Genomic DNA, 15,123 nt, shown 5'->3' with positions numbered 1-15,123 from the left:
CGCGGATCAGGCCTTCAATGGCCGGTTCGCGCTACCGTCCAGCACCGTCCGCACCGCCGTGGACAGACTTTCACGGCTGTAGGGTTTGGGTAACAACGTCATCTTGCCGAGGTCATCGGTGATGTCCGGCACGCCCGGCTCGTAACCCGAGGTGATCAGCACGGCCAACTGCGGGTGGCGCCGACGCGCCTCGACGGCGAGCTGCACGCCGCTCATGCCGGCACCCAGCATCACATCGGAAAACAGCAGCGCGACGGGTGGCTGGTTGTCGAGCAGGTGCAGGGCGCTCGCCGCGTCGGCCGCCTCCAGCACCCGGTAGCCCAGCGATTTCAGAAAGGCCACGGCGAGGTACCGCAGGTCCGGCTCGTCCTCCACCACCAGCACGCGCTCGTTGCTGCGAACGACCGGCGCCACGGGCGCCTCGGCAGGCAGCGGCGATGACATCCGTGCCACCGGCAGCATCATTTCCACACGCGTGCCTCGCCCGGGCGCGCTGTCGATGTGCAGCTGGCCACCGGTCTGCCGCACGAATCCGTAAACCATGCTCAGGCCCAGTCCGCTGCCCTTGCCGGCCGGCTTGGTGGTGAAGAACGGTTCGAGGGCGTGCTTGAGTACCTCGCGGCTCATGCCCGTGCCGGTGTCGGCCACTTCAATCACCACGTAGTGACCGGCCGCCAGGCCAAGCGAGTCGATCGCCGCGGGCAGCGTGCGCTCGTGCACGCTCAGCACCAGCTGTCCGCCGCCGGGCATGGCATCGCGAGCGTTGATGGCGAGATTGAGCAGGGCGGTATCGAGTTCGCCGGGGTCGGCGTAGACCGGGGGCAGGCCAGAGGGACAGTCCACGGTAAGCGTGATGGTGCCGCCGAGCGCGCGTTCGAGCATCTCCGCCAGTCCGTCCAGCGCGGCGTGCACCGAAATGGCCACCGGCACCAATCGGCGCTGCCGCGCGAAGCCGAGCAGCTTGCGCGTGAGGCTGGTGCAGCGCTCCACCGCGCGACGGGCACTGGCAATGGTGTGCTGCGCATCGGCGGATCGATCGGCACCAGCCTCCAGCAGCTGCAGGTTTCCCGAGATCACCGTGAGCAGGTTGTTGAAGTCGTGCGCGATACCGCCAGTAAGCTGGCCCAGTGCGTCGATGCGCTGGGCATGCGCGAGCTGCTCCTCGCTGCGGCTGCGCTGGATCGTGGCGGCCAACATGTTGGCCACCGACTGCAGGAAATGCAGCTTGTTGTAGCCGAAGGTGTCGTGGGCCTCGGCAAGCGCCAGCAGCATCCCCATCGGCTTGACGCGATCGAACAGGGGTACCAGCGCCGCGTCGACAAAGCCGGCGTCCTGCAGGGCGCGACGCGTACCGGCAAAGGTCGTTTCATCAGCCTTGTCCAGCGTCAGTACGGTCGGCGCGCGGCGCGCCATGAGATTCCTGAGGCCTTCACCGGAAAAAGTGTCGAGCAGCGCCTGCTGCAGCGGCTCGGACAGTCCGGTGGACGCCCGCACACTCAACTCACCGGTATGTGGCTCGATGAACACGATCGCCACCGCTCCGGCCTCCAGCGCGGCCGACAGCAGCGAGGGCATGCCGTCGATGGCCATGTCGTACTGGGGCGACTCCAGCACCAGCCGTCCTGCCTGGGCCACGAATACGTCGTAGCGCGCCCGCTCCATCGCCTCGCGCGCTCGCTGCGTGGCCGAGATGTCGCGGATCGAGGCGGCGAACAGGGTACCTTCCATCGTCTCGATGGGGCTGAGTGCAACCTCGACGGGGAAGGGGGTGCCATCGCGCCGCACGCCGGTCAATTCATAGCCCGCGCCCATCTTGCGCACGCGCGGGTTGGCCATGTAGCGGGCCCGATGCGCCTCGTGCGCGGTGCGCAGGCTATCAGGCAGCAGCACATCCACCCGCTCGCCGACGAGGTCGCCATGCGCGTAGCCGAACATCGCCTCGGCCTGGGGATTGGCCAGCAGGATGCGGCCGACGTGCCCGGTCACGATCATCGCGTCCGGCGCGGTGTCGAACAGCGCGCGGAACAGCTCCGATTCGGCGACCGGGCGTCGGGACGTGGTCATTCGCGTTGCACCGCCTCGGCAAACAGGTAGCCGGAGCCGCGTATCGCCTTGATCAGGGTGGGGCGGGCGGGATCGGGCTCGATCTTGCGGCGCAGGCGACCGATCTGCACGTCGATGGCGCGGTCGTAGGGGCCGGCATCGCGGCCGTGGATGCGGGTCATCAGGTCGTCGCGCGAAAGCACCTGCTGCGGATGTTCCACGAACAGGCTGAGCAGTTCGAACTCGCCGTGGGTGAGCGGCACGCTGACGCCCTGCGGGTTGGTGAGGCGGCGCGCCTGCGGATCGAGCCGGTAGCCCGCGAAGCCATAACAGGTGGGAGCCGGGCCGTTGGCATTGCCGCGACCGGCCTCGGAGGCGCGGCGCAGCACGCTGCGCACGCGTGCCAGCAGCTCGCGCAGGTCGAACGGCTTGGTGACGTAGTCGTCCGCGCCCAGTTCCAGCCCCACCACCCGATCCACCGATTCGCCGCGCCCGGTGACAATGATCACCGGGCCGCGCCAGTGCTCGTGCAGCTCGCGCGTCAGTTCAAAGCCGTCTTCGCCCGGCAGGCCGAGGTCGAGCAGCACCAGTTGCACGCTTTCCTGCGCCAGGCACGCGCGCATCGTGCGACCGTCGCCCACCGCGCTGACGCGAAACCCCTGGCCGGTGAAATAGCGCTGCAGCAAGGAACCGACCTCGGCATCGTCGTCGACCACCAGCAGATGGGTGGCTGGCGGGCAGGGGGGCGATTCGGTCGGGTGGGGGTTCGACATGGAAATCCTTGCAGGCTGGCAAGCGTGTTCAGGACAGTCGAAGGGCGCGGATCTCGCAACACATTGCGCCGCTGCGAACGATAACACCCGGAGGCCCCCGATTGGCATCAGATAAGGGCGGGCCAGGCGCTTGACCGAGGTCAATACCGGCGCCATCCGCTGCGCGCACGCTGGCGCCGTTCGCTTGTCCCCCAGCAGGAGTACGCACATGAGCAACGATCGTCAACTGCAGCAGGATGTGATCGCGGAGCTGGGCTGGGATGCCGCCGTCAACGCCAGCCGCATCGGCGTGGAAGCCAAGAACGGCATCATTACGCTGTCCGGCCACGTGGAGAGCTACGCCCAGAAATGGGCAGCCGAACGCGCGGCCCAGCGCGTGGGCGGGGTCAAGGGCGTAGCCGTGGAGATGGACGTGGTGCTGCCCGGCAGCAGCCAGCGCACCGACGCCGACATCGCCAGTGCCGCGCGCAACGCGCTGGAATGGAACGTGCTGGTGCCGCGCGACGCCGTGGCCGTGATGGTGGAGGACGGCCACATCACCTTGTCCGGCGACGTCGAGTGGGCCTACGTGCGCAGCGCCGCCGAGTCGAGCGTGCGCGGCTTGCAGGGAGTGAAGGACGTGAGCAACCTCATCCGCATCCGCCCGCAGATCAAGCCGAGCGACGTGAAGACCAAGATCGAAGCCGCCCTGCAACGGCGCGCGCATCTCGACGCCCGCTCGATCAGCGTGGACGTCGACAAGGGTACGGTCACCCTGGCCGGCACCGTGGACTCGCTGGCCGAGCGCGTTACCGTGGAAAACGCGGTGTGGAATGCCCCGGGCGTGCAGAAGGTAGTCGACAACCTGATCGTTGCGCGTTGAGCAGCGAGGGCAGGGCCGGCACACCGCTGCTGCACTGAAGACAGCCGACAGATGTCCGGATCGCCGCCGGGACGGCGCAGCTGCGGTGCTGCCGTCCGCCGCAGCCCGGGCCGTGGGCCGGCCGCATTCCAGAACGCCGGCGCACGGCGCCGCTGACCGGAGCGAAACATGTTCCAGCACATCCTGATCGCCACCGACGGCTCGCCGTTGTCCCAGCGCGCGGCGGATACCGCCATCGCCCTGGCCAAGACCCTCGGCGCGCGGCTGTATGCCTTCCACGCCGTGATGCCGTTTCCGGCCGTGGCCTACTTTGCCGAGATGCTGCTGGCCAGCCAGACGCAGTACACCGAAGCGGCCATCGAACAGGCCCGACGCTATCTCGACCATGTCTGCCAGCATGCCAAGGCAGCCGGGGTGGCGAGCGAGAGCGGCTTCACCGTCAACGCGCATCCGCACGAGGCGATCATCGCGGCCGCCGCCGAACAGCACTGCGACCTCATCGTGATGGCCAGCCACGGCCGCCACGGCGTCGAGCGCGCGCTGCTCGGCAGCGAAACCCACCGAACGATTCTCTATGGGGATGTGCCGGTGCTGGTGTGCCGCTGAACCAACGGCCATTCTTGATTTTACATAATATACAGTTTGACAGCTTCAGCTGACTGACCGGCCCAGGACGGGCCATGGTGGTGGAAAGCATTGCGGCACAACGGCTGGCGCGGCACGCGCCTCCGCAGATTGAGCATGGCACCAGCGCAATGCTGGCGCCTGACCCGGGCATTTCATCCGGTGGGTGGGCGCCATGAGCGACGCCCGAATCAGTATCTCACTGCCTGGCCACCCGAAGACCAAGAAGCTGATCAAGCGGCTCGGTCCAGAAGCGGCATGGTTCCTCGTGCGCCTGTTCCTGTGGGCCGCCGAGAACAAGCCCGATGGGAACCTCACCGGACAGTCGGCCGAGGACATCGAGCTGGCGATCGATTGGACGGGTGAAGAAGGCGCGCTGGTGGCGGCGCTGTCGGAGGTCCGGTTTTTGGATGGCGTTGACGGCTCTTACGCGATCCACGACTGGGCCGAGCACAACCCATGGGTCAGCGGTAGCGATATGCGCTCGGCGAAGGCGCGCTGGAACGCCATCAAGCGACATCACGGGATACGCGAAGCGGATCTGCAGGTGCCGGAGTGGGCGGCGCGGCGCCATGCGGAACCAGATGCTAGTAGCAGTACCACTAGCAATGCTGGCAGCAATGCCACAAACAGCGCAGGCACTACTAGCAGCAATGCTCCGTCTCCGTCTCCGTCTCCGTCTCCGTCTCCGTCTCCGTCTCCGTCTCCGTCTCCGTCTCCGTCTCCGTCTCCGTCTCCGTCTCCGTCTCCGAAACCTCAAGAGCTTCGCGATGTAGGAGAGATTGTTGAAACCCCAAAATCTGAGGCAATAGGGGAAACGCGAGCGCCCCCGGAAAAGCTCACCCCGGCTTTGGCCTGCAGGGAGTTGCATAGCCTTGGGGTCTCCGGATTGAACCCGAGCTACGCACCACTCCACGAGGCCATCGAGGAGGGCGTTGATCGAGAGGGTTTGCTCGCTTCAGCTCGCGCGGCGGTGAAGAAGGGGAAGGGTCGACTGGACTACATCGTGGCCAGGGCGCGAGGCCGACTGCGCGACGGCGAATCTGCCAATCCTCCAATCGCCAAGCAGGCGCAGGTGGAGCAGCGCAACGCTTCAGTGGCCGCGGCCTGGGCTGACCAGGAGGGCGACCATGCAGCCGTCTGATCGTGCTGACTTCGCCCGAGCTCTCGCCGACGTGATGGCGTACTACGGCCGTGATTGCTCTCCGTTCATGCTGGAGATTTTCTGGAAAGGCTTGGCGGGCCACGAATTCGAGGACGTTTCGCGTGCGCTGACCCTGCATGCGCGAGATCCGGATCACGGCCAGTTCGCTCCCAAGCTGGCCGACATCACGCGGCTGCTCGAGGGCACTACCAACACCCAAGGCGCTCGCGCCTGGTCGAAGGTGGAGCGGGCCGTGAAGTCGGTCGGGAAGTATCGATCGGTGGTGTTCGATGACCCGCTGATCCACGTGGTGATCACGGAAATGGGCGGGTGGACGAGCCTCTGCGCCATCAACGTGGAGGATCTGCCGTTCAAGGCCAGAGACTTCGAGCGCCGGTATTCGGCCTACCGCCTTCGGCGCGAAGTGCCGTCGTTCCCGTCGCACCTGATCGGAGAGCACGAGGCCGAGAACCGATTGAACGCTGCACGACTCGGCGGCCTGGAATGGAACTGCAAGCCCGTGCTGATCGGCGATGTTGAGCGTGCTCAACGCGTCCTCGAGCGTGGAAGCGAGCAGCCAGCGCTGCGTATCACCGACTCGGCTAAGGCCGCAGCTGGCGTGCTGGCTGCACTCACGGGAGGTGTGAAGCGTGAAGCTTGAGTGCCTGTCTGCCGAGCGTTCTATCAGGTTAGCTCGCCTTACCGTTGTTCTCCCAGCTACCCACATCACCGGGATAGTGGGGCGCGAGCCCTTGCGCCATGCCATCCGACCCGCTCGGCGCTCGCTGGCGGTCTCATGCCTTCGTGAGATTTGCAGGAACCCGAAAGCCGAAAGCCGGGAGCCCTTGCGGAGCGCGGTCTGCCAGCGGTCGGCTGGGGTCGGGGCAGGACACCCCCCACCGAAAGCAGGCCCCATCGGGTCCGGGCCCCTTACCTGGTGGGCCCTCGAAAAATGGGAAGGGTTTTCAGGTTTTGGCCGCGAGGGGGTACTGCGTGGCTAACCGGGCTGTCACTGAGCGCGATTTCCGGGCCCCTCAATTCCGCGATGCGGATCCGGCTGACTACGAGTTCCGCGATGACGGTGCGATCGTCCGCAAGGATCGATGGGAAATGGCCTTTCGCCGAATCCGTGACCTCGTTGGGGACCAGCGTCGCGAGTTCGAGGTGGCGGATGTGATCGCAGCCGTCGCGGCGCTAGTAGCGGCCATTGAGGGTCCGCTCGAAGAGCTGGAGGAGGACGATCGTGGCTGAGGTGCCGGAGATCCCGCGCGGCCTCGACCTGCCGGCGCAGGAGCTGCGCATTCGCGAGTCGCTGCTCGCGGGCGGCGGGCCGCTGGCGTCGGCGATGCGCGCCGTGGAGGCGCGCGAGTGGCGCACTCCGGGTTGGCTGACGCTGTGCTGGCTGTGGGTGCAGTTCCTGGTGGTGGTGCGCGGGTTCCGCGGCGCGACGACCGTGGCGGACTACGTGGAGGCCGTGGCGCGCTTCGTCGGCTGGGTGGACGAGCAGCGCCTCGACCTGCGCGCTCTTCAGGTGCGCGACCTCGACAACTGGCAGAAGTGGCTGTACATGCGCCGCCGGCTGTCGGTGTCGGCGCGCCGGCAGGCGCTGATGGCCGTGCGCAGCCTGTTTGGCTACATGGCCAGCCGCGACGAGGCGAAGAACGTCACCGTGGGCTATGCCGCGCCGAAGCGCGTCACCAGCACGGCGAAGAAGTACAGCCCAACCCAGCTGCGTTCGCTGTTCGCCGCGGTGAAAGAGGGCGAGACCGAGCTGGTGGTGCAGCGGGATACCGCGATGCTGCTCCTGCTGCTGGCCGGTGGCCTGCGCCGCGAGGAGATTTCCACACTGCGCATCGACCAGCTGGAGCTGGCCAGCGACCGGAAGGGCCAGGTGCACGTGTTCGGCAAGGGCGCGAAAGAGCGCACCGTGCCGATCGAAGGCCCGGTGGTGCGCTCGCTGGTGGTGTGGCTGGAGGCGCGCAGCCGCATCGACGAGCTGCACACCGATGCGGTGTTCGTGAACCTCTCCCGCAACGGCGGAAAGGGCGCCGGCCTGGGCGTGAAGGCGATCGAGGACACCGTGAAGCGCACGGCGCGCCGCGCTGGCCTGGGCAGCTGGGGCGTGCACCGCTTCCGCGTCACCTTCGCCACGATGCTCTACGACGACGGCACCGACATCGAGCGCATCCGCGTGCTGATGGGCCACGAGTCCATCGAAACCACGCGCCGCTACCTCGCGGTGAGTAACCGCATGAACCGCCACAGCCTGAAAGCCCATCGCCAGCACGCCGCCCTCGGCACCGTGCCCGATGACCTGCCGCTGTGGGCCCAAGACCTCGAGAGGAAGCGCCATGGATCCAGCATTCTCCCGCCCCGGTGAGCCGCCCACGGCGTTCGAGGAGCAGCTGCTCGCCGGTGTGCAGATGGAGCACCCCACCAGCGCCAAGGATCTGTGGCTGCTCATCGCCCAGCAGATCGGCCTGGCCGCGCTGGTGCGCGTGCTCGACCAGTTCGGCGACGAGCACGTGTGGGTGCCATCGCGCAGCGGCCTGCTGAAACCGCTGTGGAGCCAGCTGCGTGATGCCGAGATCGAGCGGCTGGTGCGGCAGGAGGGCATGAGCCACCGCGGCATCGCCGACCAGCTGAAGGTGCCGCGCACGACCGTGCAGCGGGTGGCCCGTGCCCGGCATGGCGGCGGGCCACCCCGGCATGGGAAACAGCGCCGATGACCGACCGCAAGGCCAAACGCCCCTACACCATGAGCCCGGCCGCGCTGGAGCAGCGCCGCAGCAACTTGCCGGCCGCTGCCGCGGCGGCCACCGGGCCGATCACGGAGGAGGGCAAGGCCGCCAGCAGCCGCAACGCGTGGGTGCATGGACGCTACAGCGCCATCAACCGGCAGCACTTCGGGCAGAGCGCATCGGCCATCAGCAAGATGTTCGGCAAGCCGTGCGTGACCACGTGTCCGTTCCATCCGGACAACCCCGAGCGCACCGAACACCCCTGCAGCCTAGTGCTGGATGGCCTCACCCGTGCCGGCGGCAGCTGCCTGGACAAAACCGTCTACGTGCACGCGCTCGACTCGCTGATGCGCGCCTTCACCGATGGCGACATGGATGGCATGCACGGCCTGCTCGCCGGGCAGATGGCCGGCAACATGGAGCTGCTGCACAAGATCCGCGAGAGCATCGCCAACGACGGCCTGCTGCTGTCGATACCGTGGGTCAGCAAGGAAGGCGAGGTGGTGTACGACAAGGACGGCCACATGGTCATCGCCGAGTACAAGCCCAACCCGATGCTGGCGGCGCTGATCAAGTTCAACGAGTCGCTCGGCATCAACTTCGCCGAGCTCATGGCCACGCCGCGCGCCCGGGAAAAGCTCAAGGACGACGACGAGGCCGCCGATGGCCTGCAGTCGCTGCTCGGCGCCATCTTCAACCGCGCGCAGAAGCGCCTGCCGTCGCCGGGCCGCGACGATGGCTAAGCGCCGCCGCCTGCCCACCGGCAACCACGACGTGCTTCGCCAGATGAGCGAGCGCGGTGTGTTCGCGCCGGATGAGTTCGAGGCGTGGCTGTGCGAGCGCGGCTGGGCATGGCAGGCGCTGGACCGTGGCGACTACGGCATCACCATGGAGCAGGCGCTGTTCCTGTTCGTGTTCGAAGACCCCGTGCGCTGGGCCGAGACGTTTCTCGTGGAACCACGCACCGGCGACCCGTGGCAGTTCTTCGACTATCAGCGCGAGAGCTGCCGCAGCTGGAGTCAGGACGTAGTGCACCAGGACGGCGCCGAAGTGGGCAAGACGCGCGAGATCACCGTGCTGATCCTGTGGGGCCAGTGCACCAGCATGGGGTTCACCGTGCGCCGGCCGTGGATGCTGGTGGGCGCGCCGCAGCAGACGCACCTGGACGAGATCATCCTGGCGATTGAGGGGCAGGTGGGCGCGCAAGAGAGCGGCGACGCCAAGGGCAGCATCCTCAGCCAGTTCTGGCTGAAGCCCAAGCGCACGCCGCACATGATGCAGCGGTTTCTCACCATCCCGCTGGGCGAGAACGAAAAGCCCGGCATCGGCCGCGTGTACTACCGCCCCGCCGGCCACGACGGCGAGGCGTTCCGCGGCGTGCACGTGAACGCCATGGCGCTGGTGGACGAGGCCGCCAAGCTCAAGCGCGCCGTGCAGTGGAGCGAGTTCTGGCGAAGCTGCGAGCCCGGCTGCCGCAAGCGCGTGTACAGCGTGCCCGATGGCGATCGCAGCACCGGCTTTTTCCAGATGTGCAGCGACGCCGTAGCGAACCTGCCACCCGGTCAGCCCGGCCGGCGGCTGTTCCATTGGCCCAAGACCATCATGCCGCCGCCGTTCTGGAGTCCGGAGCGCGACGCGCAGTTCATCCGCGACTTTGGCGGCCGCCATACCCCGGGCTACAAGCGCAACGTGCTCGGCGAGTGGGGCGAGGCGGAGAACCCGGTGTGGAGTTGGGATCTGTTGCTGCCCAACGTGCAGGATCTGCCCGACTACCGCGTGCTGTCGATCAACATCGACCGCCAGCGCGGCGAGTTCAACGTGAGCGTGAAACGCGTCGTTCTCCACGTGGAACATGGCCGTAAAAGCGGCCAATACGAGGAGCTGTTCGACGGCGCACTGCCGCTTGCCCCGTTCGCCAGCCGCATCGACAGCGAGCGCCGCGAAGCTATGCGCGCGTTGCTGCGCGAGCACCTCGCCGGTTCCAGTGCCGGCGTCTACTGGGCCGGCGCCGACCTGGGCGAAAGCAACGACCCCACGGAGATCATCATCAGCGAGCAGCGCGGCCCCAAGCTGCAGGACGTGCTGCGCGTGAGCGCACGCGGCGTCGACTACTACATCCAGCGCGAGCTGGTGTATTGCCTGCAGGAGTTGTTCGGCGGCCTGCCGCATTGGGGTGTGGATCTGGGCAGCGCCGGCACGGTGGTGGTGAAAGACCTCCAGACGCTGGAGGCCTACGCCGACATGCGGTTCGACGAGGTGATGACGGGCCTGCAGTTCTCCAACGCCGTGGACTGCATCGGCGAAGACGGCGAACCGCTGGTGGACCAGTCCAAGGACGACGGCAGCGGCGAGAGCATTGTGCGTGCACCGGCCAAGCACTGGGCCACGCAATGCATCAGCCAGCGGCTGCAGTCGCTGGGTTACGCCATGGCCTACGACACCGAGGTGCTCAACCACCTCACCAACCACACCGCCCGGCAGGGCACCAAGTGGCCCATCTACGCCAAGAAAGACGACCACGACATCGATGCGCGCCGCATGCAGATGCTGCGCAAGCTGTACGACGAAGTGGGCGGCGAGGTGGATGTTTTCAGCTGTGGGATGGAGGAGCGCGCCGCATGAAGGCTAAATTGCGATGCAGGCTGATGGGCCATCGTCTGGATCCATACGCCAGCTACTACTACGCGATCGACCGCTGCATGCGATGCGATTGCGAAGTGCAGATTGGCGTGCTGAGGGTGGAGCGGATAAAGGTTCGCATCGCCATCGAATGGCAGTTTGCGAAGGAATGGTTTTCGTCTTTCTTGGCCCGGTTCAGGCCATGCCCTGACTGCGGGAAAAAGTGGGGACGCCACGACGAAAACATTGATCACCTTCCTTTCTGACTTCGGGCGCACCCATGAAGATCAACCCGCTCCACCTGATCTACCTTCCCCGCACCGCGGCGATCGCCTACGGCATGACGCACGAAGGGACGCTGTTCGGCGTGCCGGCATGGATGGCGGTGGGCGAGCATGACAACGAGTTCATGGCCGCACCCAAGGTGCCCATCCTCCAGCTTTGGACGCTGCTCGCAGACACCGCGCTGGAGGTACTGACCTATCTGCTGCCTTCCGATCGTTCGATCGAGGCTCCCATCCGCATCCTCAAGCCCATCGGTGACGTATGAACATCCTCCCCCGCACCTGGTTCGCCGGCCGCAAATCCAACGACATCGGCAGCAGCGCCGTGGCGCGTGCCGGCATGGCGCTCGGCCCGTGGAGTGAGCAGATCAACGGGTTCGTGCCGCGGCAGAACAACCCGTGGTTCTTCGAGGCGCTGCGCGAGTCGCTGGGCGTGCTTGATGGCGCCATCAATCGACTGGTGACGGTCGACGGCTTGCTGGCGGTGGAGGGCGGCAACGACAAGCTGGTGCAGGCCATCCAGACCGGGCTGCTGGACAGCATCCCGGTGAGTGACCTGCAGGGCGGCATGCATGCGTTCTACTCGGGGCAGGGCAACGAGCTCTACGAGCAGGGCTTCACCGTGGGCGAAATGGTGTTCGATCGCCGCGGCCGGGAGTTGATCGGACTGCGCGTGGCCGACAGCAAGGGCGTGCTGTTTCACCGCGACGTGGACACCGGCCAGCTGCAAACCTGGTACCTGCCGCCGCTGCCCAATGCCGCTGGGCGAAAGGACGGCACCGACGCCATGGAGACGGTGCTGCGCAACAGCGGCCGCACATTGAACGCGCAGCTTATCCAGGGCAAGGGTTACACGATGATCGACCCCAACCGCATGGTGTACGCCGCCTTCAATCCGGAGAACGACCAGCCTTACGGCGTCAGCCTGCTGCGCTCCATCGAGTTTGTGGGGCAGATCCTGCTGAAGATGCACAACGCCACCGGCCAGGCCTGGGAGCGCTTCGGCGATCCGGTGTTCCACGTGAACTACAAGACCAAGAACCGCACCCTGAAGGATGCCGCGCTGGAGTCCCGGCGCAAGACGCTGGCCGGATCGCTGCAAAGCGCGCTCAACATCAAGCGCAGCGGCAACAGCGCCGATTTCGTCACCGCCGTGGGCGCTGACGACGATGTGTCGGTGAGCATCATCGGCGGCGACGGCAAGGTGCTGAACATCGAAATGCCTGCCCGCCACATGCTCGAGCAGATCCTCGCCAAGACGAGCCTGCCGGCGTGGATGCTCGGCATGCAGTTCTCCACGGCCGAGCGCATGGCCGACAACCAGGCCGAGGTGGTGCTGCAGGAGAGCAAAACCCGGTTTGAGGCCCGCAAGCACGGCCTCAACCGCGTGGTGGAGACCTGGCTGCGCGGCCGCGGCCTCACCTGGAAGCCGGGCGACTGGCAACTGGTGCAGCGCCTACCAAACCTGCGCGATGAGCTGAAGCGCGCCCAGGCGGCGTTCCTCAACGCGCAGACCGCCATGATGGCCGCCAACGGTGGGAAGGCGCCGGCCGCGCCGGCCGGTACCGACCCGCAGAGCGACCCGAGCGCCAAGCACTACGGCGCGCTGGATGAACTGGACCCCGTGGTGCGCGATGCCCTGTACCGCCTGGTGGGCAAGCAGGCGCCACACGTGCACAAGTCCAGCGGCGGCGAGCAGTGGGCGATCGATGACCCGGAGCTGCCGCGCCTCACCACCGCGGCGGTGGCTGCTGCGCAGGCCGCCTGGGTGCAACTGGCCGACGACACCATCGCCGCGCTGTCACTCCCGGCCACCAAGGCGCCCGGCGATGTGTTCGTGTGGGACGCCGCCACCATGCTGCAGAAGCTGCTCAACCTGCAGAGCGACTTCATCATCCGCAACAGCCGCGGCGACAGCGCGCTGGCCAAGCTGGTGTTCGAGATCTGGCAGCGCGGGCTCACGGAGACGCTGGCCAACGCAACGCCCACCGAAACCACCGACATGTTGGTGACGCAGGCGCGCGAGCGCTACAGCGCAGCGCTTCCGGACAGCCTGCAGTCGGCGCTGCAGAAGACCACCGTGCGCGAGTACGAGCAGGGCATCGTGAAGGCCCTGCAGGAAGGCACCTACAACGGTACCAAGCCCACCGAGGTGGCGCGCCAGCTGCGCAAGCAGTTCGGCAACGCCAACTACAACTGGGAGCGGCTGGCCACCTCGGAAATGGTGGCCAGCCATGCCGATGGTGAGGAGGAGGCGCTCAAGGCCAGCAGCATCGCCAAATACGACTGGCTGGTGTCGCCGGACGCATGCAGCATCTGCGTGGGTATCCAGAAGAATGGCCCGTACCTGGTCGGTGCCGGCCCCAAGCCCATGCGCGACAGCCACCCCATGTGCGCCTGCGCGATCACCGCGCACTACGACTAGCGCCAGGCCCCAACGGTGGCCCGCCCCGGCATGGCGGCGGGCCACCTTGAGGCCTTCCACTGCAGCCTACTTCGCACGTGTCGCGCAGAGGCTGCACCCATGGAACAGGTCAATATCGCTGAGCTGCAGGGCCAGATGGTGGAGCAGATCACCGGCCAGTTGCCCGCGCTCAGCCGCGAATCGCTGGTGGAGCTGCAGGCCGCCGAGACGGCCTCCGGCGCTGGGCGCACCACGCTGCTCGCAGCGATCGATGCCGCGCTGCAGGCGCTGGACGATGACGGCGGCGAAGGCAAACCGAATCCTCCTGCGGTGGGGGATGCTGCGGGCGAGCCGGCGGCGCAAGCCGCCGGCAAGCTCGGCAAGGCCCACTGGCAGCACCCGGAATACCACGGCCCGCTCACCGGCGATCAGGCCGCATGGCGCCTGGCCAACCCGGCCGGCGCGGCTGCGGCGAAGGATGCCCAGGCGCCCAAGACCAAGCCCGTGAAGGCGGCACGTACCAAGTGAGCCACAAGGTCAAAAGCCTTGCGTTGCACATCAAGGCCGCCACGGCGGTCGACGAGTCCACGCTGGCGAAGATCAACGCACTGACCCTGCGCGAGTTCACGGCCGACGAGCTGCAGGTGCGCGAGTACGTGCTGGCGCACAACTGCATCGACCGCGACAACGAGTGCTTCGACGAGGCACTGCTCGAGGATTTCAAGAACACGCTGCCGCGCAAGGGTGTGCACATCATTCACCCCACCAGCTACCGCGGAAGCGGTGGCCCGGCCGAGGGCAAGGTGTTCGGCACCGCCACCGCCACCATGTCGCTGGAGGATGCCCGCACGCTGCTGGGCGAGCCCAAGCTGCAGCTGCCGCCCGATCGCAGCATGGTGACCGTGCTCACCGCGAAAGCCTATTTCGCCCGCACACCCGACAACGCCTCGCTGCTGATCAAGCAGGACGCCGGCATTGCCGGCGATGTGTCCATTGGCTTCAACGCCAGCGACCGCGTGGCCATCAAGGACGCCCAGGGCAACGAGCTCACGGCGCGCCGCTGGATGGGCCCGGGTAGCGCTGAGGAAATGTCCCTGGTGTGGCTGGGTGCCCAGCAGGGTGCGCGCGCCATCAAGGCCGCCCCATTCGACACCGATCCCGAACCGGAGAGCACCACCATGACGCCCGAAGAAATCGCTGCGCTGCAGTCCAAGGCCGCCAACGGCGAGAAGTCGGCCACCACGCTGGCCGCCATCAAGACCGCCCTGGGCGATGACGCCGTGCTGCTCGACGACCCGGCCACCCTCAAGGCGCATGTCACCGACGCCAAGGCATTCAAGAGCGCGCTGATCGACGACATCGTGACGATCGAGCGCCAGCTCAAGCTCACCGGCGACAGCGAAGACGACGTGAAGAACGCCAAGGCGTTCCTCGCCGACTTCCCGGTGGCCCGCCTGCAGGCGATGCAGAAGAACTACGAGGCGCGCCTGCCCGGCGGCAACACCGGCGCAGTGAAGGGCGCCAACACCAACGCGCCGGGTCCGGGCACCACCCAGGTGCCGGCGGACTCGCCCCTCAACAACCCGGCCCTCGCGGGCTGATCGCCCCTTTCGTCGCTTAAGGAGACAG

Annotated in this window: 16 protein-coding genes; 14 read left to right on the top strand and 2 right to left on the bottom strand. The window is 67.0% G+C overall.

Going from position 1 to position 15,123, the window contains the following annotated elements:
* Positions 1 to 6: 6 nt before the first annotated feature.
* Positions 7 to 2,064: a PAS domain S-box protein gene (locus ISP17_RS13835; protein ID WP_404634093.1), complete on the bottom strand. Its 2,058-nt coding sequence runs from the start codon at positions 2,062 to 2,064 to the stop codon at positions 7 to 9.
* Positions 2,061 to 2,816 (bottom strand): response regulator, encoded by a 756-nt coding sequence (locus ISP17_RS13830; protein ID WP_404634091.1) that lies wholly within the window; start codon positions 2,814 to 2,816, stop codon positions 2,061 to 2,063. Before ISP17_RS13830 ends, ISP17_RS13835 begins: the two co-directional genes overlap by 4 nt.
* Positions 2,817 to 3,024: 208 nt before the next feature.
* On the opposite strand from ISP17_RS13830, the gene ISP17_RS13825 reads away from it, so the two are divergent.
* The 14 genes from ISP17_RS13825 (at position 3,025) to ISP17_RS13760 (ending at position 15,095) form a co-directional block, all read left to right on the top strand.
* Positions 3,025 to 3,678, top strand: coding sequence for a BON domain-containing protein (locus ISP17_RS13825; protein WP_404634089.1), 654 nt, complete (start codon positions 3,025 to 3,027; stop codon positions 3,676 to 3,678).
* A 168-nt stretch (positions 3,679 to 3,846) separates the two neighbouring features.
* Positions 3,847 to 4,284 (top strand): universal stress protein, encoded by a 438-nt coding sequence (locus ISP17_RS13820; RefSeq protein WP_404634087.1) that lies wholly within the window; start codon positions 3,847 to 3,849, stop codon positions 4,282 to 4,284.
* Positions 4,285 to 4,477: 193 nt separating this feature from the next.
* Positions 4,478 to 5,446: a hypothetical protein gene (locus tag ISP17_RS13815; protein ID WP_404634085.1), complete on the top strand. Its 969-nt coding sequence runs from the start codon at positions 4,478 to 4,480 to the stop codon at positions 5,444 to 5,446.
* Positions 5,433 to 6,107, top strand: a complete 675-nt coding sequence (locus ISP17_RS13810; RefSeq protein WP_404634083.1) for a DUF6475 domain-containing protein — start codon at positions 5,433 to 5,435, stop codon at positions 6,105 to 6,107. Before ISP17_RS13815 ends, ISP17_RS13810 begins: the two co-directional genes overlap by 14 nt.
* Before the next feature lie 332 nt (positions 6,108 to 6,439).
* Positions 6,440 to 6,697: a hypothetical protein gene (locus tag ISP17_RS13805; protein ID WP_404634081.1), complete on the top strand. Its 258-nt coding sequence runs from the start codon at positions 6,440 to 6,442 to the stop codon at positions 6,695 to 6,697.
* Positions 6,690 to 7,826, top strand: a complete 1,137-nt coding sequence (locus tag ISP17_RS13800; protein ID WP_404634079.1) for a tyrosine-type recombinase/integrase — start codon at positions 6,690 to 6,692, stop codon at positions 7,824 to 7,826. The genes ISP17_RS13805 and ISP17_RS13800 overlap by 8 nt, the downstream gene beginning before the upstream one ends.
* Entirely contained in the window at positions 7,798 to 8,175 is a 378-nt protein-coding gene (locus ISP17_RS13795; protein ID WP_404634077.1) for a hypothetical protein, read from the top strand. Before ISP17_RS13800 ends, ISP17_RS13795 begins: the two co-directional genes overlap by 29 nt.
* A complete protein-coding gene (locus ISP17_RS13790) occupies positions 8,172 to 8,930 on the top strand; it encodes a hypothetical protein (RefSeq protein WP_404634075.1) in 759 nt (252 codons plus the stop codon). The genes ISP17_RS13795 and ISP17_RS13790 overlap by 4 nt, the downstream gene beginning before the upstream one ends.
* Positions 8,923 to 10,809 carry a hypothetical protein gene (locus tag ISP17_RS13785; RefSeq protein ID WP_404634073.1) on the top strand — a complete coding sequence of 629 codons (1,887 nt, stop codon included), beginning with the start codon at positions 8,923 to 8,925 and terminating at the stop codon, positions 10,807 to 10,809. The genes ISP17_RS13790 and ISP17_RS13785 overlap by 8 nt, the downstream gene beginning before the upstream one ends.
* Positions 10,806 to 11,072 carry a DUF1660 family phage protein gene (locus ISP17_RS13780; RefSeq protein ID WP_404634071.1) on the top strand — a complete coding sequence of 89 codons (267 nt, stop codon included), beginning with the start codon at positions 10,806 to 10,808 and terminating at the stop codon, positions 11,070 to 11,072. The genes ISP17_RS13785 and ISP17_RS13780 overlap by 4 nt, the downstream gene beginning before the upstream one ends.
* A gap of 14 nt (positions 11,073 to 11,086) precedes the next feature.
* Positions 11,087 to 11,356, top strand: coding sequence for a hypothetical protein (locus tag ISP17_RS13775; RefSeq protein WP_404634069.1), 270 nt, complete (start codon positions 11,087 to 11,089; stop codon positions 11,354 to 11,356).
* Entirely contained in the window at positions 11,353 to 13,515 is a 2,163-nt protein-coding gene (locus ISP17_RS13770; protein WP_404634067.1) for a structural protein, read from the top strand. Before ISP17_RS13775 ends, ISP17_RS13770 begins: the two co-directional genes overlap by 4 nt.
* 99 nt (positions 13,516 to 13,614) lie before the next feature.
* Positions 13,615 to 14,022, top strand: a complete 408-nt coding sequence (locus ISP17_RS13765; RefSeq protein WP_404634065.1) for a hypothetical protein — start codon at positions 13,615 to 13,617, stop codon at positions 14,020 to 14,022.
* The gene (locus ISP17_RS13760) at positions 14,019 to 15,095 is read left to right on the top strand and encodes a hypothetical protein (protein ID WP_404634063.1); all 1,077 of its coding nucleotides are present in this window, start codon (positions 14,019 to 14,021) and stop codon (positions 15,093 to 15,095) included. The genes ISP17_RS13765 and ISP17_RS13760 overlap by 4 nt, the downstream gene beginning before the upstream one ends.
* Positions 15,096 to 15,123 lie beyond the last annotated feature (28 nt).

It is taken from the genome of Dyella ginsengisoli (genome assembly GCF_044904665.1).
Lineage (GTDB): Bacteria > Pseudomonadota > Gammaproteobacteria > Xanthomonadales > Rhodanobacteraceae > Dyella_A > Dyella_A ginsengisoli.
The sequence above is the reverse complement of the archived record's forward strand: the minus strand, read 5'-3'. Positions and strand labels throughout refer to the sequence as shown.